The organism is Mucilaginibacter aquatilis, from assembly GCF_009755275.1.
Classification (GTDB): domain Bacteria; phylum Bacteroidota; class Bacteroidia; order Sphingobacteriales; family Sphingobacteriaceae; genus Mucilaginibacter; species Mucilaginibacter aquatilis.
Map to the genome: position 1 here is coordinate 349,940 of NZ_WQLA01000004.1, position 23,860 is coordinate 373,799.

At 40.7% G+C, this 23,860-nt stretch carries 23 protein-coding genes; 18 read left to right on the forward strand and 5 right to left on the reverse strand.

Annotation, left to right across the window (positions count from 1 at the left end; translation table 11 throughout):
• Positions 1-32: 32 nt before the first annotated feature.
• Positions 33-623 carry a DinB family protein gene (locus GO816_RS12250; protein ID WP_157542217.1) on the reverse strand — a complete coding sequence of 197 codons (591 nt, stop codon included), beginning with the start codon at positions 621-623 and terminating at the stop codon, positions 33-35.
• Between the two features lie 40 nt (positions 624-663).
• Entirely contained in the window at positions 664-1,233 is a 570-nt protein-coding gene (locus GO816_RS12255) for a Crp/Fnr family transcriptional regulator (protein ID WP_198171507.1), read from the reverse strand.
• A gap of 411 nt (positions 1,234-1,644) precedes the next feature.
• Between GO816_RS12255 and GO816_RS12260 the strand changes: the two genes are divergently transcribed.
• From GO816_RS12260 to GO816_RS12310, 11 genes are all read left to right on the forward strand, one after another.
• Entirely contained in the window at positions 1,645-2,292 is a 648-nt protein-coding gene (locus GO816_RS12260; protein WP_157542219.1) for a GNAT family N-acetyltransferase, read from the forward strand.
• A 31-nt stretch (positions 2,293-2,323) separates the two neighbouring features.
• Positions 2,324-3,523 (forward strand): argininosuccinate synthase, encoded by a 1,200-nt coding sequence (gene argG, locus GO816_RS12265; RefSeq protein WP_157542220.1) that lies wholly within the window; start codon positions 2,324-2,326, stop codon positions 3,521-3,523.
• Positions 3,513-3,965 carry a GNAT family N-acetyltransferase gene (locus GO816_RS12270; protein ID WP_157542221.1) on the forward strand — a complete coding sequence of 151 codons (453 nt, stop codon included), beginning with the start codon at positions 3,513-3,515 and terminating at the stop codon, positions 3,963-3,965. The genes argG and GO816_RS12270 overlap by 11 nt, the downstream gene beginning before the upstream one ends.
• A gap of 2 nt (positions 3,966-3,967) precedes the next feature.
• Positions 3,968-4,951 carry an N-acetyl-gamma-glutamyl-phosphate reductase gene (argC, locus tag GO816_RS12275; RefSeq protein ID WP_157542222.1) on the forward strand — a complete coding sequence of 328 codons (984 nt, stop codon included), beginning with the start codon at positions 3,968-3,970 and terminating at the stop codon, positions 4,949-4,951.
• 24 nt (positions 4,952-4,975) lie between these two features.
• Positions 4,976-6,118, forward strand: coding sequence for an aspartate aminotransferase family protein (locus GO816_RS12280; protein ID WP_157542223.1), 1,143 nt, complete (start codon positions 4,976-4,978; stop codon positions 6,116-6,118).
• A gap of 55 nt (positions 6,119-6,173) precedes the next feature.
• Complete coding sequence (locus GO816_RS12285) at positions 6,174-7,121, forward strand: N-acetylornithine carbamoyltransferase (RefSeq protein ID WP_157542224.1); 948 nt, start codon at positions 6,174-6,176, stop codon at positions 7,119-7,121.
• Between the two features lies 1 nt (position 7,122).
• The gene (locus GO816_RS12290) at positions 7,123-7,737 is read left to right on the forward strand and encodes an FMN-binding negative transcriptional regulator (protein ID WP_157542225.1); all 615 of its coding nucleotides are present in this window, start codon (positions 7,123-7,125) and stop codon (positions 7,735-7,737) included.
• Positions 7,738-7,920: 183 nt separating this feature from the next.
• Positions 7,921-9,804: a molecular chaperone HtpG gene (gene htpG, locus GO816_RS12295; protein WP_157542226.1), complete on the forward strand. Its 1,884-nt coding sequence runs from the start codon at positions 7,921-7,923 to the stop codon at positions 9,802-9,804.
• A 149-nt stretch (positions 9,805-9,953) separates the two neighbouring features.
• A complete protein-coding gene (locus GO816_RS12300) occupies positions 9,954-10,850 on the forward strand; it encodes an ABC transporter ATP-binding protein (RefSeq protein WP_157542227.1) in 897 nt (298 codons plus the stop codon).
• A 10-nt stretch (positions 10,851-10,860) separates the two neighbouring features.
• Positions 10,861-12,111, forward strand: a complete 1,251-nt coding sequence (locus GO816_RS12305) for an ABC transporter permease (RefSeq protein ID WP_157542228.1) — start codon at positions 10,861-10,863, stop codon at positions 12,109-12,111.
• A 67-nt stretch (positions 12,112-12,178) separates the two neighbouring features.
• Positions 12,179-13,180, forward strand: coding sequence for a Ppx/GppA phosphatase family protein (locus GO816_RS12310; protein WP_198171508.1), 1,002 nt, complete (start codon positions 12,179-12,181; stop codon positions 13,178-13,180).
• On the opposite strand, the gene GO816_RS12315 is transcribed toward GO816_RS12310, so the two are convergent.
• Positions 13,181-13,927 carry a glycosyltransferase family 2 protein gene (locus GO816_RS12315; protein ID WP_232336563.1) on the reverse strand — a complete coding sequence of 249 codons (747 nt, stop codon included), beginning with the start codon at positions 13,925-13,927 and terminating at the stop codon, positions 13,181-13,183. It lies immediately after the preceding gene.
• A 137-nt stretch (positions 13,928-14,064) separates the two neighbouring features.
• Between GO816_RS12315 and GO816_RS12320 the strand changes: the two genes are divergently transcribed.
• From GO816_RS12320 to GO816_RS12345, 6 genes are all read left to right on the forward strand, one after another.
• The gene (locus tag GO816_RS12320; protein ID WP_157542230.1) at positions 14,065-14,766 is read left to right on the forward strand and encodes a 3'-5' exonuclease; all 702 of its coding nucleotides are present in this window, start codon (positions 14,065-14,067) and stop codon (positions 14,764-14,766) included.
• A 47-nt stretch (positions 14,767-14,813) separates the two neighbouring features.
• Entirely contained in the window at positions 14,814-16,538 is a 1,725-nt protein-coding gene (locus GO816_RS12325; protein WP_157542231.1) for an ABC transporter ATP-binding protein, read from the forward strand.
• 102 nt (positions 16,539-16,640) lie between these two features.
• The gene (rnr, locus tag GO816_RS12330) at positions 16,641-18,782 is read left to right on the forward strand and encodes a ribonuclease R (RefSeq protein ID WP_157542232.1); all 2,142 of its coding nucleotides are present in this window, start codon (positions 16,641-16,643) and stop codon (positions 18,780-18,782) included.
• 23 nt (positions 18,783-18,805) lie between these two features.
• Entirely contained in the window at positions 18,806-19,780 is a 975-nt protein-coding gene (locus GO816_RS12335; protein WP_157542233.1) for a polyprenyl synthetase family protein, read from the forward strand.
• Positions 19,781-19,934: 154 nt separating this feature from the next.
• A complete protein-coding gene (locus tag GO816_RS12340) occupies positions 19,935-20,855 on the forward strand; it encodes a WD40/YVTN/BNR-like repeat-containing protein (protein ID WP_157542234.1) in 921 nt (306 codons plus the stop codon).
• 47 nt (positions 20,856-20,902) lie between these two features.
• The gene (locus tag GO816_RS12345) at positions 20,903-21,292 is read left to right on the forward strand and encodes a VOC family protein (protein ID WP_157542235.1); all 390 of its coding nucleotides are present in this window, start codon (positions 20,903-20,905) and stop codon (positions 21,290-21,292) included.
• A gap of 110 nt (positions 21,293-21,402) precedes the next feature.
• Here the strand turns inward: GO816_RS12345 and GO816_RS12350 are convergent, their stop codons facing one another.
• Positions 21,403-21,753: a hypothetical protein gene (locus GO816_RS12350; RefSeq protein ID WP_157542236.1), complete on the reverse strand. Its 351-nt coding sequence runs from the start codon at positions 21,751-21,753 to the stop codon at positions 21,403-21,405.
• A 370-nt stretch (positions 21,754-22,123) separates the two neighbouring features.
• Here GO816_RS12350 and GO816_RS12355 point away from each other — a divergent pair, with 370 nt between their 5' ends.
• Complete coding sequence (locus GO816_RS12355) at positions 22,124-23,251, forward strand: mechanosensitive ion channel family protein (protein ID WP_232336564.1); 1,128 nt, start codon at positions 22,124-22,126, stop codon at positions 23,249-23,251.
• Here GO816_RS12355 and GO816_RS12360 read toward each other — a convergent pair.
• The gene (locus tag GO816_RS12360) at positions 23,248-23,733 is read right to left on the reverse strand and encodes a DUF4126 family protein (protein ID WP_157542237.1); all 486 of its coding nucleotides are present in this window, start codon (positions 23,731-23,733) and stop codon (positions 23,248-23,250) included. The genes GO816_RS12355 and GO816_RS12360 overlap by 4 nt on opposite strands.
• Between the last annotated feature and the right edge of the window lie 127 nt (positions 23,734-23,860).

Sequence of the window (23,860 nt, forward strand, 5' to 3'; positions counted from 1 at the left end):
ACCTACATAAACGTAAATTTTGGTGTATGTGTTTACTGCTTGTACAACTGCTGCCGTTCAAGCATCTCTATGGCATCGTTAATTTGAATTAGATGACGTTGCTGATGCACTACTAACACGCGCAACATATCTCCTAATTTTAACCGAATAAGTTTGGTGATGCTCATTGGTACGCGCAAGCTATTCAAATCATAATGCTGTGCCTGCTCTATTAAGTTGGCAAATCGTATCTGGTTTTGCAAAAAGCTGTTCAGCACGTTTTGAGCATTAAGGTACGGGGCAGGAATATAATCTTTGAATGCCTTAGTTTTATTGCTCACTTTACCTGCAGCATCGGGCTGCATTATTTTTGTTAAATAGCCACCAATGCGTCCGGAGGTAAATTTTGAATTGTCGTCATTATATATTTGTTTGTGCTTGCTGAAAGCCTTTTCAATTTCGGGCAAATAAAAATTGTGGTAAAAGTTGAGATGTTCTAAAACTTGCGCAATGCTCCATTTGCCGGGTACAGGAGCACTATTCAACATTTCTTCGTCTGGTGTGAAATTGAGGATCGCATTAGTTACAGTTTGCAAATCTGCTTTTAAAGCCTGCAAAAGTTGTAATGAATTAAATTGTGACATGACTTTATTTGTGTTTGGGCAAAGTAACTGTTTCCAATGCCTAAAAATCTTGATCTATGCCATTGTTTTTACCTTCATCCATTTTGCTTAACAATTTACTGAACGTAGCTGGATCAACACCTATGTATGAAGCCAGATACTTGTGCGGAACGAGGTTAAATATAAATGCGCTTCTCTTGAACAATGCGTTCATCTTATCAGCGGCCGAATAAACGCTTAGCTCCTTTTGTCTTTCCAAGACACCTGCAAGCGTATAACTTAGCAGTACACGCATCCAGCGTTCAATCTGAGGGTACTGCTCCGTAACTTGCATAAAGTGAGTATAATTTATTCTCAACAAACGGCTTGTGGTAAGCGTTTCGAAGTTCATGGTTGAAGCACGCTGCAATAAATAGCTCTCAACCACCCCCGCAAATGAACCGGGATAAAAGAACACCATCGTAGCTTCCTTATTCTGGTGGTTACAATAGCATCTTTGTATGCCCTCACTTACAACGTACAGATACCGCTCGGTATCCCCTTCAATAGTTAAGGTTTGCTTTCGCTTGCAATTAACAACTTGCCAGTGCGGTAGTATCGCATCAAAGGCCTGCCGGTCAAATGCTTGCACGATATTAAATACCTGTAAAAGGCATTCAATGTCTGGTTGTGTTATGTTTGATGATGCACGCAAAATTTATTTAAAAATAATAACGTTTATATGCATTTTTTACTTGCATAAATAAAATATATTTGAATACTTTGCACAAAATTCTGAAACAAATTACATTATTTATAAAATGAACATCCAAAGCATAATAAGGCCTTTTACCGAAGCAGTAACTGCACGGTTTGCCGCTGCTTTGAACGTTGCTGTTTTAGTTAATTTTCCGTCTCGACGACGATTATTCATTCCAAGGGTTTGAGAAAGTTTTTACTTTCACCACAACCCAAACGGAACATACGTGTTTCACTATTAAACAACCTTAGTTTTATTTTAGGCTTTAAGCCGATAGTTTGACGGTAATACGTTTAATTACTCATGACTTTACAAGATTTTGATATAATAGTTGCGTCTGAGAAACATGTTGATTACGCCCCTCAAATTTGTGATGAGATGGCGGCATCAGCAAAAGCACGCGGCACCGGCATTGCACAACGTTCGCCAGAATATGTTGCTAATAAAATGCTTGAAGGCAAAGCCGTAATTGCCTTACATAAAGATGGCACCTGGGCCGGCTTTTGCTATATTGAAACCTGGAGCCACGGCGACTTTGTGGCCAACTCGGGCCTCATCGTTAACCCCGAATTTAGAAAGGTGGGCTTGGCAAAGGCCGTTAAGATGGCTGTATTCCAGTTATCGCGCGATAAATATCCGCACGCTAAAATATTTGGTTTAACAACCGGTTTAGCCGTGATGAAGATAAATTCCGAACTAGGTTACGAGCCTGTTACCTATTCAGAACTCACTCAGGATGAAGATTTTTGGAAAGGCTGCCGCAGTTGCGTTAACTACGATATTTTAACGTCTAAAGAACGCAAAAACTGCATGTGTACCGCCATGCTGTGGGACCCGGAAGACAAGCAAAAACAGCTTGAAGAAAACCTTAAGAAAATAACTCATAAGGCTACCCTGTTAGAGCGTATTGAAAGCGCACTTAAAAAAAGCCTTAAGAACATACATTTTTAATACAAAGTACATTACATATTACAACCGTATAATGAAGAAAAAAGTAGTTTTAGCCTATAGCGGCGGATTGGATACCTCATTTTGCTGCATCTACTTAACCCGCGACTTGGGTCATGAAGTACACTCGGTAATTGTAAACACCGGTGGTTTTAGCGACGAAGAACTAAAGCAGGTTGAAGAGCGTGCATTTAAAATGGGCGTTACCTCACACCACGTAGTTGATGAAACGGCTAACTTTTACAACACTTGTGTACGCTACTTAATTTACGGTAATGTATTAAAAAACAACACCTACCCTTTATCAGTTAGTGCGGAGCGTGTAAGCCAGGCTACTGCTATTGCCAATTACGCCAAAGAAATTGGCGCAGAGTACGTAGCACACGGTAGTACCGGTGCTGGTAATGATCAGGTGCGTTTTGATATGATTTTTAACATCCTAGTGCCTAATGTACAGATTTTAACTCCTATCCGTGATTTGAAATTGAGCCGCGAGGAAGAGATTGAATACTTGAAGAAGCATGGTGTTGAAATGAACTTCGAAAAAGCCAAATACTCAATTAACAAGGGCATTTGGGGTACTTCAGTTGGTGGTAAAGAAACCTTGACCTCAAACTTAGGTTTACCAGAAGACGCGTGGCCTACCCCGGTTACCGCGGCAGACACCAAGCACATTGAACTTGAATTTGTGAAAGGTGAACTGGTAGGTATTGACGGCACTTCTTACGATCATCCGGCTAAAGCTATACAGGCATTGCAGACCATAGCCCAACCTTACGGGATTGGCAGAGACATTCACGTTGGCGATACCATTATTGGTATTAAAGGCCGCGTAGGTTTTGAGGCTGCCGCTCCTATCGTAATTATCAAGGCACACCATACATTGGAGAAACATGTGTTGACCAAGTGGCAGCTTTCATGGAAAGACCAACTATCGTCATTCTACGGCAACTGGCTGCACGAAGGTCAGTTCCACGACCCTATTATGCGTAACATTGAGGCTTTCCTTAATGATACTCAAGCCAACGTTAGCGGTAAAGTATTCGTCGAACTGAACCCATACCGCTTCCAGGTAACCGGTATTGAATCTGATCACGATTTAATGTCGAACAAATTTGGTAGCTACGGCGAAATGAACAACGCCTGGAGCGGCGAAGACGTAAAAGGCTTCTCTAAAATATTTGGTAACCAGGTGATGATTTATCACAAGGTAAACGACCAAAATGAAAATTAAAAGAATTGATGTTGATGAGTTAAATCTTGTTGCCGATCTATTTGATCAGTACAGGGTGTTTTACAAACAGCAGCCAGATAAAGCTGCATCAACATCATTTCTTTCACAGCGTTTAAGCAATAAAGAGTCGGTAATATTTGTTGCTTTAGATGGGGCGGATCAACCGGTTGGCTTTACCCAGCTATACCCAAAGTACTCATCGGCCAAACTTACAAAAAACTGGATCTTGAATGATTTGTACGTTGCTGAAGCTTACCGAAAAAGAGGCATTGGCGAACAATTGATTAAAACGGCAATGGAGTTTGGTAAACAAACCGGAGCAACATTCATTCAGTTGGAAACGCAAAAGGAAAACTATACCGCGCAAAGCCTTTATAAAGCCATCGGCTTTGAACAGCAAGAGTTAACCGACGATTTTTTATTATTCAAAATAACAATATAGCAATGGCTAACATAAAAGCAGGTATTATTGGAGGAGCAGGTTACACCGGAGGCGAGTTATTGCGCATTTTGGTAAACCACTCACAGGTTGATATTGCCTTTGTGCATAGCAACAGCAATGCAGGCAATTACATCTACGAAGTTCATACCGACCTATTTGGCGATACTGAGCTAAAGTTTACCGGTGAGTTATCCCACAATATTGACGTTTTGTTTTTGTGCGTTGGTCATGGTGATGCCCGCAAGTTTTTGGAAGCAAATCCATTCCCTGAAACGGTAAAGCTTATTGATTTGAGCCAGGATTTTAGGTTGAAACAAAAGTCGGGTATTGATTCACGCAGATTTGTTTATGGTTTGCCGGAGTTAAATCGTGATGCTATAAAGCATGCCAGCAACATTGCCAACCCTGGTTGCTTTGCAACCTGTTTACAACTAGGCTTGCTGCCCTTAGCTGCCAGCAATAACTTAAATGCCGAAGTACACATAACCGCCACCACCGGTTCTACCGGTGCAGGGCAAAGTTTGTCGGCTACCTCACACTTTACCTGGCGTAATAACAACGCGTCGGTTTATAAAGCGTTTGATCACCAGCATTTAAACGAAATTGGCGAATCGCTTACGCAGTTACAGCCAGGTTTTGATAAAGATGTTAACTTTATTCCGTACCGGGGCGACTTTACCCGAGGCATCATAGCCTCAATATATTTGAACAGCGACCTAACCGCCGAGGATGCGGTAAAGTTATATAGTGATTATTACGCCGCCCACCCGTTCACCCATGTAACTACCCGCAACATTGACTTGAAGCAAATTGTAAATACTAACAAGTGCTTTGTCCAGGTACAGAAAAAGGGCAACAAGTTATTCATCATCAGCATTATGGATAATTTGTTAAAAGGCGCATCGGGCCAGGCGGTACAGAATATGAATTTGATATTTGGTTTAGATGAGACAGCTGGCTTGCGTTTGAAAGCAGCTGCGTTTTAACCTTTTACCCTTAACCTCAAAAAAATGAATTTATTCGACGTATATCCAATCAATCCTATCAACATTGTAAAAGGTGTTGGCAGCTTGGTTTATGATGATAAAGGAACTGAATATTTAGACTTATACGGCGGTCATGCCGTAATATCAATTGGTCATACTAATCCGCATTATGTTAAGCGTTTAGAAGATCAGTTGCACCAGATTGGCTTTTACTCAAACTCGATAGAGATTCCGTTGCAAAAGCAATTGGCCGAAAAGCTGGGCAAGGTATCGGGCAAGGAACATTACCAACTGTTTTTGTGTAACTCTGGAGCTGAGGCTAATGAAAACGCACTTAAACTGGCTTCTTTTTATAATGGTAAAAAGAAGATCATCGCTTTCCGCAAAGCATTTCATGGCCGTACCTCTTTGGCTGTAGCTGCTACCGACAACGCCAAAATTGTTGCCCCGGTTAATGAAACAGACAATGTGATATTTTTGCCTTGGTGCGATGAAGCTGCTTTAGAGCAGGCATTTGCCCAAAATGAAATATCGTCAGTTATAATTGAAGGCATTCAGGGCGTAGGTGGTATACAGGTAGCTACCGAAAGCTTCCTGCAAAAAATAAGATCATTATGCGATGAGCATAATGCTGTATTTATAGCCGATTCTGTACAATGTGGTTATGGCCGTACAGGTAAGTTTTACTCACATGATTTTGCCGGTGTTGATGCCGATATTTACAGCATGGCAAAAGGTATGGGCAATGGTTTTCCAATTGGGGCCATCAGCATTTCGCCAAAAATAAAACCGGCTTACGGTATGCTGGGCACCACGTTTGGAGGTAATCACTTGGCTTGCGCTGCTGCATTGGCGGTGTTAGAAGAAATTGAGCAAAACAACTTAATGCAAAATGCTGCCGAAGTTGGCGGATACCTGATAGAAGAACTTAAAAAGTTTGAACAAGTAAAAGAAGTGCGTGGCAGGGGTTTGATGATAGGTATTGAATTACCTGAAGAATTGGCCCATGTGCGTAAAGAGCTACTGAATAAACATCACATATTCACCGGCGAAGCTAAGCCAAATGTAGTAAGGTTATTACCTGCATTAAACTTAACCAAAGCACATGCCGACCAATTCTTAACAGCATTTGCAGCAGTTTTAAAACCAGCATCCGTAACGGCATAATATAATTTTCACCATTAATAGTACCCCTCCCCTTTGGGGAGGCTTAGAGGGTTTCATGAAACAGTTTACATCAGTACACGACGTTAACAACATTAACGCCTTAGTGGCCGAAGCTTTGGAATTGAAAAGCAGTCCGTATGCTTTTCAAGAGTTAGGAAAGAACAAAACCATAGGTTTAGTATTTCTCAATCCAAGTTTACGTACCCGCATGAGCACGCAAAAAGCCGCGCTTAATTTAGGTATGAACGTAATGGTACTAAATATTGATAAAGAAGGCTGGGCACTGGAACTGCAGGATGGAGCTGTGATGAACGGCACTACCGTTGAGCACGTACGCGAAGCCGCTGCCGTTTTAGGTCAGTATGTTGATATAATTGGTGTGCGCTCATTCCCCGGACTTAAAAATTGTGATGAGGATTATACCGAGCAGGTGTTCAATAAGTTTGTTGAATACTGTGGCGTACCAGTTGTAAGCCTTGAATCGGCTACCCGCCATCCGTTGCAGAGTTTGGCCGATTTAATTACTATCACCGAGCTTAAAACGGTTAATCGTCCTAAGGTGGTTTTAACCTGGGCACCTCACATTAAAGCGCTGCCACAGGCTGTGCCTAACTCCTTTGCTGAGTGGATGTGTAAAGCCGACGTTGAATTTGTCATCACGCATCCCGAGGGTTACGAATTAAGCGAAGATTTTACCCAAGGCGCAACTATAACGCATAACCAGGATGAAGCCCTTACTGGTGCCGACTTTATCTATGTAAAAAACTGGTCGGCTTATGAGCCTTACGGTGCAGTTACCGGCACTCACCCTGAGTGGATGCTGAACAACGAGAAACTGAAAGCAACCAATGATGCTAAAGTAATGCACTGCCTGCCTGTTCGCCGCAACCTGGAGCTATCTGACGAAATACTGGACGGACCAAACTCTGTGGTTATACATGAAGCAGGTAACCGAGTTTGGGCTGCTCAGGTAGTACTTAAGCAATTGTTGCAAAGCTTGTAAAATGTATACGCCAAAAAGCTTTGAGTTAAATGATGTTAGCGAGGCTGTTGCTTTTATGAAGCAATACAGCTTTGCTACATTAATTAATACAAGCGGCAATATACCCGAGGCCACTCACCTCCCCTTTCTGATTAAACAACAAGGTGAGCAGGTGATCTTATCTTCCCATTTGGCCAAGGCCAATCCACAAGCTGAATATATAACTAACGGAACATCGCTGGTAATTTTTACCGAGCCGCATGCATACATATCTCCTGCCCATTATGAAAAGGAGCTGAACGTACCAGCCTGGAATTACATAGCAATACATGCCTACGGTGAAGCTACAGTAATTACAGACGAAGCGGAACAATTACAAGCACTCGAAGAAATGATAGGTTCATATGACATGGCCTATCTTAAGCAATGGGCGGGTTTGCCTATGGACTATAAACTGAAGATGTGCAAGGGAATTGTAGTATTTGATATCAAAATAAGCGACTTACAGGGTAAAAAGAAACTCAGCCAAAACCGTACTTCTACTGATCGTGATGCTATCATCAAAGCCTTTTCTCAAAGTCCCGATTTCAATGAGCAAGTGATAGGCAGCTACATGCAAGCCGAAGTTCATAAATAGCCTCTGGTATCGTTGAAGTAAAACACGTCTGCTCCCTTCTGAAACATCGACACATTTTGCAGCATCAATTTTTGGAAAACTACACTTGCTGTTAACTTCTCTGCCATTTTGACAATTAAAATACAATTGGAACAAGCCTTGTTAAAACCGTTGTAATCAAATAATAATATTAAAAATAATCATATGCAGGAAAAAGGAACAATTTCGATTCATACCGAAAATATCTTCCCCATCATCAAAAAGTTTTTATACTCTGATAACGAGATTTTTTTGCGCGAGCTGGTATCAAACGCGGTTGACGCTACTCAAAAAATGAAACGCTTATCGTCTTTAGGTCAGTATAACGGCGAATTAGGTGAATTACAAGTTGAAGTTGCGTTAGACGAAACTGCCAAAACCATTACCATCTCTGATAACGGTATTGGTATGAATGCTGATGAGATAAAAAAATACATAAATCAAATTGCATTTTCGGGTGCAACTGAGTTTATGGAAAAGTTCAAAGAGGCTAAAGACGCTAACGAAATTATAGGACGCTTTGGTTTGGGCTTTTATTCTGCCTTTATGGTTGCCGATCAGGTTGAAATTAACACGTTATCTTACCAGGAAGGTGCAGAACCTGCGCGCTGGACTTGTGATGGCAGTACGGAATTTGAAATAACTGAAGGAACACGCACCACAAGGGGTACCGACATTATATTGCATATCAACAAAGATTCGGAAGAGTTTGTAAGCAAACAGAAACTACAGGAAATTTTAGACAAGTATGCTAAGTTTTTACCTGTGCCAATTAAGTTTGGTGAGCGTACAGATCAAGTTCCTGATGGTGAAGATGAAGAAGGCAAGCCTAAGTACATGTCGGTAGTTAGTGATAACATCATCAACGAAACTACCCCTATATGGACCAAAGCGCCATCTGAACTTAAGGATGAAGATTATCTTCAGTTTTACAAAGAGCTTTATCCATTCTCTGAAGAACCGTTGTTCTGGATTCACCTGAACGTGGATTATCCGTTTAACCTTACAGGTGTGCTATACTTCCCTAAGGTTAAAAATGACTTTGATTTTCAACGTAATAAAATTAAACTTTTCTCTCGCCAAGTATTTATAACTGATGAGGTTAAGGATATCGTTCCTGAGTTTTTGATGCTCTTACACGGCGTTATCGACTCACCGGATATTCCGCTGAACGTATCACGAAGTTTCTTACAGGCCGATAGCAATGTAAAGAAAATTAATACTTACATCACCAAAAAAGTTGCTGATAAGTTAAGCGAAATTTTCAAAGCCGACCGTAAAGCCTATGAAGAAAAATGGAGCGACATTGGCTTATTTGTGAAGTATGGTTATGTAAGCGATGATAAGTTCAATGAGAAAGCTAAAGACTTTGTGTTATTGACCAACACCGCCAAAGAAAACTATACACTAAACGAGTACAAAGAAAAGGTTACAGCAGCACAAACTGATAAAGACGGACAACTGGTATACCTATACACCAATGAGCCGGAAAAGCAGGATTCATTTATACAATCGGCTACCAAAAAGGGTTATGATGTTTTGGTGATGAACTCCCCTATTGACAATCATTTTGTTAGTCAGCTGGAACAAAAGCTCGAAAAGACATCATTGAAACGCGTTGATGCTGATGTTGCGGATAAGCTTATCAAAAAAGATGATGCACCTGCAACTGTGTTGACTGACGATCAGGTTACACAGGTCAAAACCGTATTTGAAAAAGCTATTACCAAACCTGGCTTTAAAGTTGAGCTGGAAAGTCTTAACCCCGACGAATTACCGGTAACCGTAACCATGGACGAATTTATGCGCCGCATGAAAGATATGGCTCAAATGGGTGGCGGCATGAGCTTTTACGGCAACCTGCCAGACAACTATAAGGTTGTGGTAAACGGAAATCATAAACTTATAAGCCGAATTTTGGAAACCGGCGACGAAAATGAGCAAGCTCAATTAGCTAAGCAAGCTTTCGACTTGGCTTTACTTTCACAAGGTTTATTAACCGGTGCCGAACTAACCGAGTTTGTTAACAGAAGTGTAAGCTTAATTTAAGCTGCTTTTAAAATAATGAAGCCTGAAAGCATTACGCTTTCAGGCTTTTTTTGTTGAAAATATTCCTGCGGTATTTGTAACAAGGTTTTGTCAATGTTATCTAAAAATTAAACGCTAAATTCACGTACTTAACCACTGACCCCACATTTATGCTTAGCATTCGCAACATTGTAAAACAATACGCCGGTCACCGCGCGTTGGATGATGTTAGCCTTGAGGTACCGGCCGGCCAGATATTTGGTCTATTAGGCCCTAATGGCGCCGGCAAAACGTCTCTTATCCGCATCATTAATCAAATTACAGCGCCCGACTCGGGTGAAATTCTATTTAACGGCGAAAAGCTCAATCAATCTCATATTGAAAGGATTGGCTACATGCCCGAAGAGCGCGGACTATACAAAAAAATGGCTATAGGCGAGCAGATCGTTTATCTTGCCCGCCTTAAAGGTTTAAGCAACGCTGAGGCTACCCGCCGCATAAAAAACTGGTTTGAAAAGCTACAAATTCAAGACTGGTGGAATAAAAAGGTTGAAGAACTTTCCAAAGGCATGCAGCAAAAAGCACAATTTGTTGCCACCGTTTTACACGAACCTGATTTAATCATTCTTGATGAACCATTTAGCGGATTTGACCCGGGCAATGCTGAGGTTATAAAAAACGAAATAATCGAGCTTAACCAAAAAGGTGCAACAATAGTTTTTTCAACGCACCGCATGGAGTCTGTTGAAGAGTTGTGCAGCTCAATTGCCCTTATACATAAATCACACAAAATACTTGACGGGCGCATAAAAGACATACGCAATTCATATCGTAATGCAACATATGTAATTGAGTATAGCGGTAATGCTTTAAGCTTAAACGGTAACCAACCCTTTACCACCATTGATGAGACATTTAGCGATGAAACGCATACATTACGTTTGAAACTAAACGAAGGTGCTACCTCAAATGATGTTCTACAATACCTTATTCCACAGGTAAGCGTCAACCGCCTGCAAGAAATTATACCAAGCGTTCACGAAATATTTATTAAGCAAACCAAATAAGCCTATTCACATGAACAAAGTTTTACTTATTATACAACGCGAATACTTATCGCGTGTGCGCAAAAAAGCATTTTTAGTAACGGTGTTTTTGGTACCTGTTCTTTTATTGGCAATGTATGCTGTAATGTACCTTATTTACAAAAACAGCAGCGAGCTAAATGCCATACGTACGGTTAAGGTTTTAGATGAAACCGGCCAATTTGCCGGCAAAATGCAAAACAAGTCAACCATTAAGTTTGAGGATGTAAACAAACCTTTGACTGCAGCCCGTAAAGATTTAAAAACACATAAAGACGATATCTTGCTGTACATACCAAAGGACTATGAGAGCCTGAAATCTATACAGCTGCTTTCTGAAAAGAAACCGAACATAACCGTATCAATGGCCATTGAGCGTCAGCTGAATGATATAGCCACTAATAACAATATGATTGCACGCGGTATAGACACGTCAAAAATTAAGGATGTTAAAAGTAACATAAGCATTAGTGCCAAAGAGGTGACAGACAGTGGCGACAAGGAATCAAACGTGGGTGCTTTGTATGGTGTTGGTGTAGCAGGTGCCATTATCATTTACCTTTCGTTATTTATTTACGGCGCACAGGTTATGCGTGGTGTTATTGAAGAAAAAACCAATCGCATTATTGAAGTAATTGTATCATCGGTTAAGCCATTTCAGTTAATGCTTGGCAAAATTATAGGGGTAGCGTTAGTAAGTTTAACCCAGTTTTTGGCCTGGATTATACTTTCTGTAGTGGTAAGTTACATTGCCAACAAATACTTTAACGCTCCGCAAAGCCCTATGCTGGGTGTATTTGCATCATTAAAGGGTGTGCCGTTTGGGTACATTGTAAGTTGCTTCTTGTTTTATTTCCTTACCGGATTTTTACTTTATAGCGCACTGTTTGCGGCGGTTGGTTCTGCAGTTGACAGTGAATCTGAAACGCAGCAGTTTATGTTTCCTATCACCATGCCGTTATTGTTTACTTACCTTATATCAGTAACGTTTCTGGCTCAAAACCCTGATAGCACACTGGCCTTTTGGCTATCTATCATTCCGTTCACTGCTCCCGTAGCTATGATGGTTCGTTTACCATTCGACCCTGATCCGTGGCAGGTAGGCCTATCAATGGGCTTAATGGTAATTGGCTTTATTTTTACCGTTTGGGTAGCAGCACGTATATATCGCGTTGGTATTTTAATGTACGGAAAAAAAGCAAGTTACAGCGAGTTGGTAAAGTGGTTTTTCTACAAAGAGTAATTCCGTCAACCATTCTTTGTTAACGTTATTTTAAGCTTTCCACCATGTGGAAAGCTTAAAACATTTTATGGGGTTTGTACATTTAAGCCGTATGCTTCCTTTTACTAACAATGTACCTGTTTTGAAAAATTATAAAAACCGTGTGGCCGTAATGGATTTGGGCACCAACACCTTTCACCTTACCATTGCCGAGCCTGATGAAAGCTTCTTCAAAGTTATACATCATGAGCATCTTGGCGTAAAACTGGGCAAAGGTGGAATTAATGAGGGAACTATCCAACCCGAGGCTTTTGAACGAGGATTAGATGCACTTAAAAACTTTAAATTACTTATTGATCGGCATGAGGCTAAAGCGGTGAAAGCCATTGCTACGTCGGCTATGCGCAGTGCATCAAATGGTGAGAAGTTTATGAGTGAGGTTTATGAGGCTACCGGAATTCAAATAGAAACTATTACAGGCGACAGGGAAGCAACTTACATTTATGAAGGTGTAAAAGCGTCGGGATGTTTAACCGATGCTGACAGCTTGATTATTGACATTGGCGGTGGCAGTGTTGAATTTATTATATGCAACTCAAAACGTATACACTATAAACGTAGTTTTGAAGTAGGTGCTGCACGTTTGATGGCTTTGTTCCACCATTCGGATCCTATTTCCAATACTGAAATCAGCAAACTTACTGATTACCTTGATGAAAAATTAAATCCATTATATGAAGCCGCATCCGGATATCAAATCAATGACATTGTAGGATCTTCAGGCGCTTTTGAAACGTTTGCTGAGCTAATTGAGCATAACAAGAATCACGAGTTTGATATCAGCGATCATCTAACCTATCGCTTTACGGACGGAGAATTGAATCAAGTACTAAACGAGATCATTGATTCCACCCATAACGAACGCAAGTTCAACAAAGGTATAGCTACAGTCCGGGTTGATATGATTGTAGTAGCAGCATTGCTAACCCGCCACTTGTTACACAAATTAAACGTAAAAAACGTTGTGATGACGGCATATTCACTTAAAGAAGGTGTGCTGGCCTGTCTACTAAACGAAGAAAATGTATAACTACTTGGCTTTGAACAATCCAAATTTGAGGATACAATATATTGCTCTTACCCCATCTTTCCAACCTATTTTTTTGCCTTCGTAATAGGTTCGGCCGTAATAAGATATGCCTACTTCGTAAATACGTATATGAGGTATACGCGACATTTTTATGGTTACCTCGGGTTCAAATCCAAATCGCTTTTCGGTTAACTTAAGACTCTGTACCATACTGGTTTTAAATAGTTTATAACATGTTTCCATATCGGTTAAATTCAAATTTGAAAACATGTTTGAAGCCAGTGTTAACCAACGGTTGCCAATAGTATGCCAAAAAAACAATATTCGGTGCGGGTTGCTGCCCATAAACCTTGATCCATAAACCACGTCGGCAAAACCATTAACAACAGGCTTAAGCAGGTCGTTATATTCGGCTGGATCGTACTCTAAATCGGCATCTTGTATAATCAAATATTCTCCCGTTGCCTTTGATATACCGGTATGTAAAGCAGCACCCTTACCCTGGTTAACATTATGTTTATAATATTTAATTTCAATTTCAGGGTTTTCGTTGGTGTAGCGCTGCACAGCCAATTCGGTATCATCAGTAGAACAGTCGTTTACGATAATTACCTCTTTTTGTATATCATTAATTAATTCAACTGCTTTAACCTTATTTAAAATAAGATGAATGGTACGACCTTCATTGTAGGCCGGTATCACAATTGATAACTTACTTATAATCATGGGCAATGTTTGGTATGTCATGCGCTAAAAGCTCCTTGTGCATCGTCATATCATGTACAACACGCAGGCTTATTAAATCACAAACGTACAAAAGTAAGGGCAAAAGTACATCATCAGTAAAAATGCTTTAATTTGTAGCGTAAAGTAAACTGTTGAATATGCTCGATAATCTGGACTGGTATAACATCATGGTAATTGACATAGAAACCGTACCTCAATACGGTAGTTATGCCCAGGTTCCGGAAAATTTAAAGCATTTGTGGGAAAAGAAAACAACCTATCAGCGCAAAGAGGAAACAGCCGAAGATTTTTATCGCAACGCCGGTATTCAAGCCGAATTTGGTAAAATCATTTGCATATCGGTAGGTATGTTTACACGCGAGGGCGGCCTTAGGGTAAAATCTTTTGCTTCACATAACGAAGAAGAACTGCTAGCCAATTTTTCTGCTATGCTGAGCAAAAGATCGCATAATTTGGTTTTGTGCGGGCATAACGCAAAGGAATTTGATTTTCCATACATATGCAGGCGTATGTTGGTTAACGGGATAAGACTACCATTGCAATTACAAATTGCCGGTAAAAAGCCTTGGGAAATTTGCCACTTAGATACAATGGAGCTGTGGAAATTTGGCGACTACAAAAACTTTACCTCACTAAATTTAATGGCAGCCATATTTAATATACCTACGCCAAAAGATGATATTGATGGCAGCATGGTTGGACACGTGTATTGGGTAGACAACGCACTTGAACGGATATGCGCCTACTGCCAGAAAGATGTTGTAGCGACAGCTCAACTATTAAAACGCTTCAAGGGCGAGGAGCTTATTGAAGATGATATGGTTACCATTGTTGAATAATATTGTATGCAAAACTATATTAAGTAAACCTCCTTATTGCATATAGTATGCTTCAAATAAATGATTTACATATTAGTTTTAATACGGCAAACGGCTTATTTGAGGCTGTGAAGGGTATTTCGTTTAGCATAAAAAAAGGCGAAACGTTAGGTATAGTAGGTGAATCGGGCTCGGGCAAATCTGTTACATCTTTAGCTATAATGCGTTTGCTTAACGAAGAACAAAGCAATATTACCGGCAGCATATTGTTTGATGGAGTTGAGCTAAGTAAGCTAAGCGAGCAGGAAATGCGTAAGATAAGAGGTAACCGCATAGCCATGATTTTTCAGGAACCTATGACCTCTTTAAACCCGGTTTTAAAGTGCGGCATTCAGGTAACTGAGGCCATAAAGCTTCATCGCAAGCTAAGCCGAAGTGATGCAGATAACGAAGCAGTAAAGCTGTTTAACGAAGTACAGCTTCCTCGAGCCGAAAGTATTTTTGATAGCTATCCTCATCAGCTTTCGGGTGGCCAGCGGCAGCGTGTAATGATAGCCATGGCCCTGTCATGCAACCCTGAGTTATTAATTGCCGATGAGCCTACCACCGCACTTGATGTAACCGTACAGAAAACTATTATTGATTTGCTGCTTAAGATTCAGGCTGAGCGCAACATGGCCTTGCTGTTTATATCGCATGACCTAGGCGTGGTTAGCCGGGTAGCCGATAAGGTTTTAGTGATGTACAAAGGACAGGTAGTTGAACAAGGCATTGCCAGGCAAGTATTTCAACATCCACAGCATCCTTACACCCAAGGGCTGCTGGCCTGCAGGCCAACAGTAAACCGTCAACTAAAAACGTTGCCCGTAATTAGCGACTTCTTGAAAGTTGAACGTGACGGCTCACTAACCAGCACAGGATTAAACATAGCAAGTCTGGAACGCCAGTTGGCTGTTGATACTAAAGTAGCTGAACACCATAAAAAAACCTTATTTAACCAGGAACCCATTTTAAAGGTGACTAATCTTTGCACATGGTTTCCTGTAAAATCAGGGTGGTTTTCCTCAAAAAAGGAATATATCAAGGCTGTAAATAATGTAACTTTCGATGTTTATCCTGGCGAAACGTTAGGATTGGTAGGCGAATCAGGCAGTGGAAAAACCACACTTGGCCGCAGCATACTCAGACTTATTGAACCTACCTCCGGCCAGGTAAATTATAAAGGAACAGATATCAGAACGTTGTCTGCCGATGCGTTAAGGAAAATGCGCCGGCAAATTCAAATTATCTTTCAAGACCCATATTCTTCTTTAAATCCGAGGCAAACCATAGGTCAAATTCTTACAGAACCGATGCAGGTTCATGGTTTACATCAAGATAACGCTTTGCGTAAGCAGAAAGCGCTTGAATTACTTGAACGTGTGGACCTAGCTGCCGAACATTTTAACCGCTATCCACATGAATTTTCGGGCGGCCAACGGCAGCGGGTAGTCATTGCGCGGGCCCTGGCACTTCAACCCGAATTTATAATTTGTGACGAATCAGTTTCGGCACTTGACGTTTCTGTACAAGCTCAAGTACTCAACTTACTTAAACAGCTACAGCGCGACTTAGGCTTAACTTACATTTTCATTTCGCATGATTTGTCGGTAATCAAGCATATATCTGACCGCATTATGGTGATAAACAAAGGGCGAATTGAAGAAATTGCAGATGCTGAAGAGCTTTATCAAAATCCGAAAACACCTTACACTCAAAAACTTATTGCCTCCATTCCGCAAATAAGTATTTAGCAAATTGATTGTTGCACAACTTTAACAGGTTAAGCTTGTTATTAATTACGTAAAACTGCTTATGCATTACATTGCATATATTAGCAACATACTGTTAGCCTAATGTCGAAAAAGAAAAACATAGCCCCTTCTGTAAAACAGGTTCTTACACAGCTTGTGCTGGATGTATTTGAGCAAAACGGAAAGGAAGCTTTAAACTATAAACAAATCTCATCCAAATTAAACATCCGCGAGCCAGAATCGCGTGAGACTATTTTGGAGATACTTAAGGAAGAAGCTAAAAAGAAAACATTGCAGGAAGTATCACCCGGTAAATTTAAGGTGCTTGAGCTTAAAACCTTTGTTGAAGGCCGGGTAGACATGACCGCCGATGGTTCGGCTTTCATTGTAACTGATGATGAGTTTGAGAACGACATCTTTGTTGCCCCCCGTAAAGTACGCACTGCGCTCAACGGCGACCGCGTTAAAGTTTACGTTTATGCTAAAAGCAAAGGCAAGCGCAAAGAAGGTGAAGTAATGGAAATTATTAAGCGCGCTAAAATGGAATTTACGGGTATTGTAAAAATTTCTGAGCGCTTTGCATTTTTCATACCCGACGACCGCAAAATGCTTCACGATATTTTTATACCGCTAAGTGACCTCAACGGTGCCAAGAACGGCATGAAAGCCGTAGCCGCAATTACCGATTGGCCGCCACAAGCCAAAAACCCAATTGGTACAATCAAAACCATATTAGGAACGCAGGGGGAAAACGATACGGAAATGAACGCCATTTTGGCTGAGTACGGTTTCCCACTAACATTTCCTGCTGAGGTTGAGGCAGAAGCTGAGGATATAGCAGATGATATAACTGATGAAGAAATAGCTAAGCGTCGTGATTTTAGGGAGGTGCTTACCATTACGATTGATCCGTTTGACGCAAAAGATTTTGATGATGCCATTTCATTCCAAAAGCTAGAGAACGGCAATTACGAAATTGGTGTACACATTGCCGACGTTGCGCAATACATCATCCCTGATTCGGCTTTAGACAAGGAAGCTTATGAACGCGGTACTTCGGTTTACCTGGTAGACCGTGTTATACCCATGCTGCCCGAGCGATTATCAAACGGATTGTGCTCGCTTCGTCCGCATGAAGACAAATTGTGCTTTGCAGCTGTCTTTGAAATGAATGATGCCGGACATGTATTAAGTGAATGGTTTGGAAAAACCGTTATACACTCCAACCGCCGCTTTACCTACGAGGAAGTGCAGGAAATTATAGAAGCCGGCGAAGGTGAATATTCTGATGAAATAAAGACGTTGAACGCCGTGGCTTATAAGCTGCGCGAGCAAAAATTCAAAAACGGAGCAATAAGCTTTGAAAGCACCGAAGTTAAATTTAAGCTGGATGAGCAAGGCAAGCCTATTGGCGTTTATGTAAAGGAACGTAAAGACGCGCACAAACTTATTGAAGACTTTATGCTGCTGGCTAACCGTAAGGTCGCCGAATTTGTAAGCAAAAAAGGCAAGGGACGTAAAAAGAAGTTTCCGTTTGTGTATCGTGCTCACGATGCACCTAACCCCGAAACGTTAGGAAGTTTTGCACAATTTGCCGCACGCTTTGGCTATCGTATCAATATGAAGTCGGATAGGGAAATTGCCAAGTCGCTCAACCATTTAATGACTGATGTTGAAGGTAAAAAAGAGCAGAATGTGCTTACACAACTGGCAATACGTTCAATGGCCAAAGCTATATATACCACTAAAAGCAGCAGCCATTACGGCCTTGCATTTGACCATTACACCCACTTTACATCGCCCATACGCCGCTACCCCGACGTAATGGTGCACCGCCTGCTGTTTCACTACTTAAATGGCGGCGAGCCGGTAAATGCCGAACATTACGAAGCATTATGCAAGCACAGCTCAGACATGGAGAAAAAAGCTGCTGATGCAGAGCGCTCGTCAGTGAAATACAAACAAGCTGAGTTTCTACAAGATAACATTGGAAGTGAGTTTACCGGCGTTATCTCGGGAGTTACTGAATGGGGAATGTATGTGCAGATTACCGAAAATAATTGCGAAGGCATGGTCAGACTGCGTGATATATCAGACGACTTTTATACCTTAGACGAAAAAAACTACGCCATTATTGGTCAGCGAAAAAAGAAGGTCTATCAACTAGGTGATGAAGTCCGGATTAAAGTAAAAAACGTAGATCTTACCAAAAAGCAAATTGATTTTTCGCTGGTGCTTGATTAGCTTTTGACGGCACCATCTATTTTATGAACACACTTAAAAATTTACAGCTGCTTATTGAAGACGCTGTAGGAAAATTATCGTACCCGGTAACGCCTGCAGAGTTATACGAGCCCATCACTTACATTCTATCAATTGGCGGCAAACGTATGCGCCCTGCCCTGCTGCTTATGGCTTGCGATATGTTTGGCGGAGACGTTAAAAAGGCCATTTCGCCTGCTTTAGCCATTGAAGTATTCCACAATTTCACGCTGGTGCATGACGACATTATGGATAACGCGCCGCTTAGACGCGGTAAAGCCACCGTACACGAAAAATGGAACCCAAACACAGGCATTCTTTCGGGCGATGTTATGCTGGTTGAGGCCTATAAGCTTATGATGCAGGTTGATGATGGTATTTTGCTAAATGTACTGGAAATATTCAGCAATACGGCAATTGGGGTGTGTGAGGGGCAGCAGTTTGACATGAACTTTGAGCAGCAAAGTCATGTACAAATAGATGACTACATCAACATGATTCGACTTAAGACGGCAGTACTGCTTGGCGGAGCGCTTAACATAGGTGCCCTCATTGGCGGTGCAAGTGCAAAAGATGCCGGATTGCTTTACACCTTTGGCGAACAACTGGGCATAGCTTTCCAACTGCAGGATGATATACTGGATGTATACGGCGACCCTGAAAAATTTGGTAAGCAAGTAGGCGGCGACATCATCTCCAACAAAAAAACCTTCCTGCTCATCAAAGCTCTCGAGCTTGCGGGTGAACAAGAAAAACAGGTTTTGAACCAATGGCTTAATGCTGCTAATTTTGATGCCGTTGAAAAAGTAAGTGCGGTAACTGATATTTACAATGCTTTAGGCATAAGGCAACAAGCAGAAGAAGCCGTGTACACCTATGCCGCTAAGGGATTTGAAGCACTTGATAAGCTTTCGGTAGCTGAAGATAAGAAGCAGTATTTACGAAGCTTTGCTGATGGGTTAATGGTGAGGGAGAAATAACTAATAACTACCAAAGCCTGCCCATACGTTATTGCGAGGAACGAAGCAATCTCAGCGCAGCTATGTTAATATATAGTTCACGGCTTGCTTCGTTATTCACTATGACAGGATAAATCGAAGCAATTTTTATTTTTCCTGGTACAATTAGTATCTTGTGATAACCAATAAAATGAGGATCTGTCACCTATTATTCCTTTCTCTTTTATTTATTTCCTGCAAGCGGGATTTATCTTCCAGCAAACAAAAATCTGAACGCAAACTAAGTCAGGACTCACTCAGGATTTTAAGAACGCAAGAACTTGCCGAAGCAAAAGAAGATCACACCATTTACAGCGCGGTTGTATTATCTAAAGATACTATAATCCTGCTAAGGCGTCCGGTTGGATTAGAATACAGCACCAATGGCGGTAAAACGTGGCAATGGATAGCAAAGAGTATATTCAGGGTAGATGAGCTAACCGTTGATAATAAAGGCATCTGGTGGGCATTAAAAAGATGGAAAGGCATACACGAAGCCAGTGATTGTAGCATGTATAAATCGACCGATAAAGGCAAAACCTGGAAAAAATACACTTTCAATACTTCAGTTTTTTTTCCTTACCATTTTTACTCCAAGCCTCATCAAAAACTGGCAATTTCTACACATTTCGAAAACACGGTTTATCAACTGTCTGGTACAAACCCGAGACGTAATTGGCAGTTTATTAAGAAGCAACCTAACGACAATCAGATAGATACTGTTTCAACAGGCAATTATTTCATTCACGATAGTGGATATGATGATGCGCTTTGTGTAAAGCGGGACAATAAAGCTATTGATACATTGATTCGCTTCACCAAGGCTGATCTTATTTATTATATAGAGCAAAAAGACAATGAACTATTTGTAGCAGGCCCGGACAAAGATGGTAGGGACTTATACTTTGCGGTAATAAAAAAAGAGAAAATTCAAAAAGAATTTACAATACCGGGTGGAGAAAAAATGCAGAAATCAAGCCTTGTTAACATTATTATAACAGGTTCATCTGGTGCATATGTTTATAAAAACAATAAAGTAACACCTATTTATAAATAACATTCGCCGCCATTTCCTATCTTCATATCACCAAACACAAAGCAAACATGAAAAAAGTAACAGGCATTGGCGGCATATTTTTCAAGAGCGAAGACCCAAAGGCAATAAACGAATGGTATGCTCAAAACCTCGGTTTACCTACCAGCGCCTACGGAACCACGTTTGATTGGCTGGAGGTTGATGATGCATCAAAAAAGGGCACTACTGTTTGGAACGCATTTCCGGCAGATACCAAGTACTTCAATCCATCGGCCAAGCCATTCATGATCAATTACCGGGTTGCTGATTTGGTTGCACTGGTAGGCGAGTTAAAGGCAAACAACGTAACCATTGTGGATGAAATAGCTGAATATGACTATGGAAAATTTGTGCACATCTTAGATCCTGAAGGCAACATTATTGAGCTTTGGGAACCCAAAGATGCACAGTCTGAATAATACTGTTTAATAGATTTATATTGAAGAATAAGCCTGAAAATAATTTCAGGCTTATAAAAATGTATCGATTATTTTTCTCAGTATAAGTCCGCAAATTATCTGGCGGGTTCTCATAAAACTTTTCTCTTGAAAAGGTATTGACTGAAAAAGTATTTTTTTTCAAATGTTGTTGGATAGGCAAAAACAAACTCCCAACCTAACGCCGAAACATAGTTTAAAGCATCGGCAAGTGAATCATATTCTTTCACTTTGCTTGTTTCATCAACTATGTTATTACCAAACTTTTTAAGCAACTGTTTATCACTACCAAAGTCAACTTTTATTGAACATTTTGTTGATCCCATATAGCTGGTAGAAAACAACGTAAAAAATTGTTCTTTGGGTTTAACGTAGAATCCTGGTGATTGAGCCAACACCGCTAAAGGCAACAGTAAAGCAATAAGGATAATTGATTTTTTCATAGTGATAAACTTTAGAACTTATTGACTGCGTTTTTTCAAAATGGTTTAAACAAAACAGGCCGACGATTTACATCAACGGCCTGCTCAATCACTCTAAAACAATCACCTCTACTCTTTAGAAGTTTCTTAGTTAATAAAGGCCAAGACCCATATTAATATTATAAAGCAAATTTATTAATTAATTATAAAATATCATCGTATAACACAGCCTTTTACGAAATGCTGACAATCTTTATTTCGTTACCAGTTTACTCCTTTGCCAGTACTGTTATTTAACATAAATAGCAAATATTTATTGTGTTTCCCCGCTTCATAAAAGCGGATTTAAACTAACTGCAAACAATAAGTCCTCAGCTGCCTTTAAAACGGTATGACGTTAATCATACTACAAATTGGCAACCGTCTTCCGCCCGAAGTCTTAGACGTATCAAAGCAAATGCACCCCTTGCTTTGGAACTTTTGCATATTGGTAGCTGCAACAATAATTGGATTACTTATCAAATTCATATCATCACGCTTACTGCGTATTTATTCACAACGAAACAACTATTCCTTCTTTGGTTCATTTATAACTCACTTAAGCTGGCCTATAGGTTATTTTATACCCCTACTTGTATTCAAGATAATGATGCCGCTTATGCGCATGAACAAGTTATACTATGGCTTTCTCGATAGATGCGTAAGTATTTTACTGATCATATCTTTTGCCATATTGCTTACCAGGGCCATACGAGTTTTAGAGGATTATGTGTATCACATATATGATTTAAATAAAGCCGATAATTTAAAAGAACGTAAGATACGTACCCAGCTTAAGTTTCTACGTAAGCTGGTAGTAGCTATAATTGTGTTTGTGACTATAGCACTTGTGCTATTAAGCTTTGAAAGTTTCCGCAAGTTAGGTACGGGCTTATTAACAGGCGTGGGTATTGGTGGTATAATAATTGGTTTTGCAGCACAAAACTCATTAGGCAACTTGCTGGCAGGCATGCAGCTTGCTTTTACGCAGCCTATCCGTATTGATGATGTGTTAGTAGTTGAAGGAGAATGGGGACGCGTTGAAGATATAACCCTTACCTACGTTGTACTCCGTATATGGGATCAGAGGCGACTTATTTTGCCTATTAATTACTTCATTCAAAAGCCGTTTCAAAACTGGACGCGCATCTCGGCAGATATCATTGGCACTGTTTTCATCTACATGGATTACTCTATCCCGCTTCAGGCTTTGCGTGCTGAGTTTGAACGCTTGCTATCCTTAACTAAACTGTGGGACGAAAAAGTGCAGGTGCTTCAATTAACTGATGCTAAAGAGCGCACAATAGAAATAAGAATGCTGGTAAGCGCACGCAATTCATCAGACGCTTTTGACCTGCGGTGTTATATACGCGAAAACATGATTACTTACATACAACAAAACTACCCGGAAGGCCTGCCAAAAATCCGCACGGATTATACGGACAAATTTCCGCAGGCCTTACCAGAAAGTTCTATTTAGGCTGCGTTGGCCAACCCAGTGCCTGCTCCTACAACCAGTGCATCTTCCAGTCCGCCAATCAAAGGGTCCAGTATATGGGAACTTTTAACAGTTGCTTTTCGCAAATAAAAACTTCCGAAGGTTGACAGTATTGCTGCACCACCGCCAAGCAGTGCACCAAGTGCTGCATTACCCCCACCCGCTTTGTAAACACTGGCCCCCGCTAACGCTCCGGTCAGAAATCTTCCGGTTAAAGCTGGCAGCGCTACACGGTTAGGAGCAGTAGGCATTTTATCGCCCACAAATTCGGCAACGGCTAATAGCTTAAAAGCTGTAGCCGTTTTGTCAGACTGCATAAAGCTCAAAGGCGAATGTTCCATCGCTACTGATTTGTGTTGGCTGAGAATATGACTGGTAATAGCAGGCGCAGCCATTGACCGACTACCTGCAATAGCGCCTAAACTTAAAGCTTGCCAAAAAGGCTTTGATATTTTAAACGACATACATTTAGTGTTTTGTTTAATAAGTACATTAAACAGCAGTTTGTGTTTTACAATAGAAAATTATTAAAGCAATAGTTACAAAAGATATTACAGCTTTAAAACACACCTGTGAAGATTAAAGAGGAAA

Bases quoted from the DNA above. Each gene is read 5' to 3' on its own strand.
- GO816_RS12360 (WP_157542237.1), bottom strand. From the start codon at position 23,733: ATGTCGTTTAAAATATCAAAGCCTTTTTGGCAAGCTTTAAGTTTAGGC.
- GO816_RS12345 (WP_157542235.1), top strand. From the start codon at position 20,903: ATGAAAAAAGTAACAGGCATTGGCGGCATATTTTTCAAGAGCGAAGAC.
- GO816_RS12300 (WP_157542227.1), top strand. From the start codon at position 9,954: ATGCTTAGCATTCGCAACATTGTAAAACAATACGCCGGTCACCGCGCG.
- GO816_RS12280 (WP_157542223.1), top strand. From the start codon at position 4,976: ATGAATTTATTCGACGTATATCCAATCAATCCTATCAACATTGTAAAA.
- htpG (WP_157542226.1), top strand. From the start codon at position 7,921: ATGCAGGAAAAAGGAACAATTTCGATTCATACCGAAAATATCTTCCCC.
- GO816_RS12260 (WP_157542219.1), top strand. From the start codon at position 1,645: ATGACTTTACAAGATTTTGATATAATAGTTGCGTCTGAGAAACATGTT.
- GO816_RS12290 (WP_157542225.1), top strand. From the start codon at position 7,123: ATGTATACGCCAAAAAGCTTTGAGTTAAATGATGTTAGCGAGGCTGTT.
- argG (WP_157542220.1), top strand. From the start codon at position 2,324: ATGAAGAAAAAAGTAGTTTTAGCCTATAGCGGCGGATTGGATACCTCA.
- GO816_RS12270 (WP_157542221.1), top strand. From the start codon at position 3,513: ATGAAAATTAAAAGAATTGATGTTGATGAGTTAAATCTTGTTGCCGAT.
- GO816_RS12305 (WP_157542228.1), top strand. From the start codon at position 10,861: ATGAACAAAGTTTTACTTATTATACAACGCGAATACTTATCGCGTGTG.
- GO816_RS12250 (WP_157542217.1), bottom strand. From the start codon at position 623: ATGTCACAATTTAATTCATTACAACTTTTGCAGGCTTTAAAAGCAGAT.
- GO816_RS12315 (WP_232336563.1), bottom strand. From the start codon at position 13,927: ATGACATACCAAACATTGCCCATGATTATAAGTAAGTTATCAATTGTG.
- GO816_RS12310 (WP_198171508.1), top strand. From the start codon at position 12,179: ATGGGGTTTGTACATTTAAGCCGTATGCTTCCTTTTACTAACAATGTA.
- GO816_RS12350 (WP_157542236.1), bottom strand. From the start codon at position 21,753: ATGAAAAAATCAATTATCCTTATTGCTTTACTGTTGCCTTTAGCGGTG.
- GO816_RS12325 (WP_157542231.1), top strand. From the start codon at position 14,814: ATGCTTCAAATAAATGATTTACATATTAGTTTTAATACGGCAAACGGC.
- GO816_RS12285 (WP_157542224.1), top strand. From the start codon at position 6,174: ATGAAACAGTTTACATCAGTACACGACGTTAACAACATTAACGCCTTA.
- GO816_RS12320 (WP_157542230.1), top strand. From the start codon at position 14,065: ATGCTCGATAATCTGGACTGGTATAACATCATGGTAATTGACATAGAA.
- argC (WP_157542222.1), top strand. From the start codon at position 3,968: ATGGCTAACATAAAAGCAGGTATTATTGGAGGAGCAGGTTACACCGGA.
- GO816_RS12355 (WP_232336564.1), top strand. From the start codon at position 22,124: ATGACGTTAATCATACTACAAATTGGCAACCGTCTTCCGCCCGAAGTC.
- rnr (WP_157542232.1), top strand. From the start codon at position 16,641: ATGTCGAAAAAGAAAAACATAGCCCCTTCTGTAAAACAGGTTCTTACA.
- GO816_RS12335 (WP_157542233.1), top strand. From the start codon at position 18,806: ATGAACACACTTAAAAATTTACAGCTGCTTATTGAAGACGCTGTAGGA.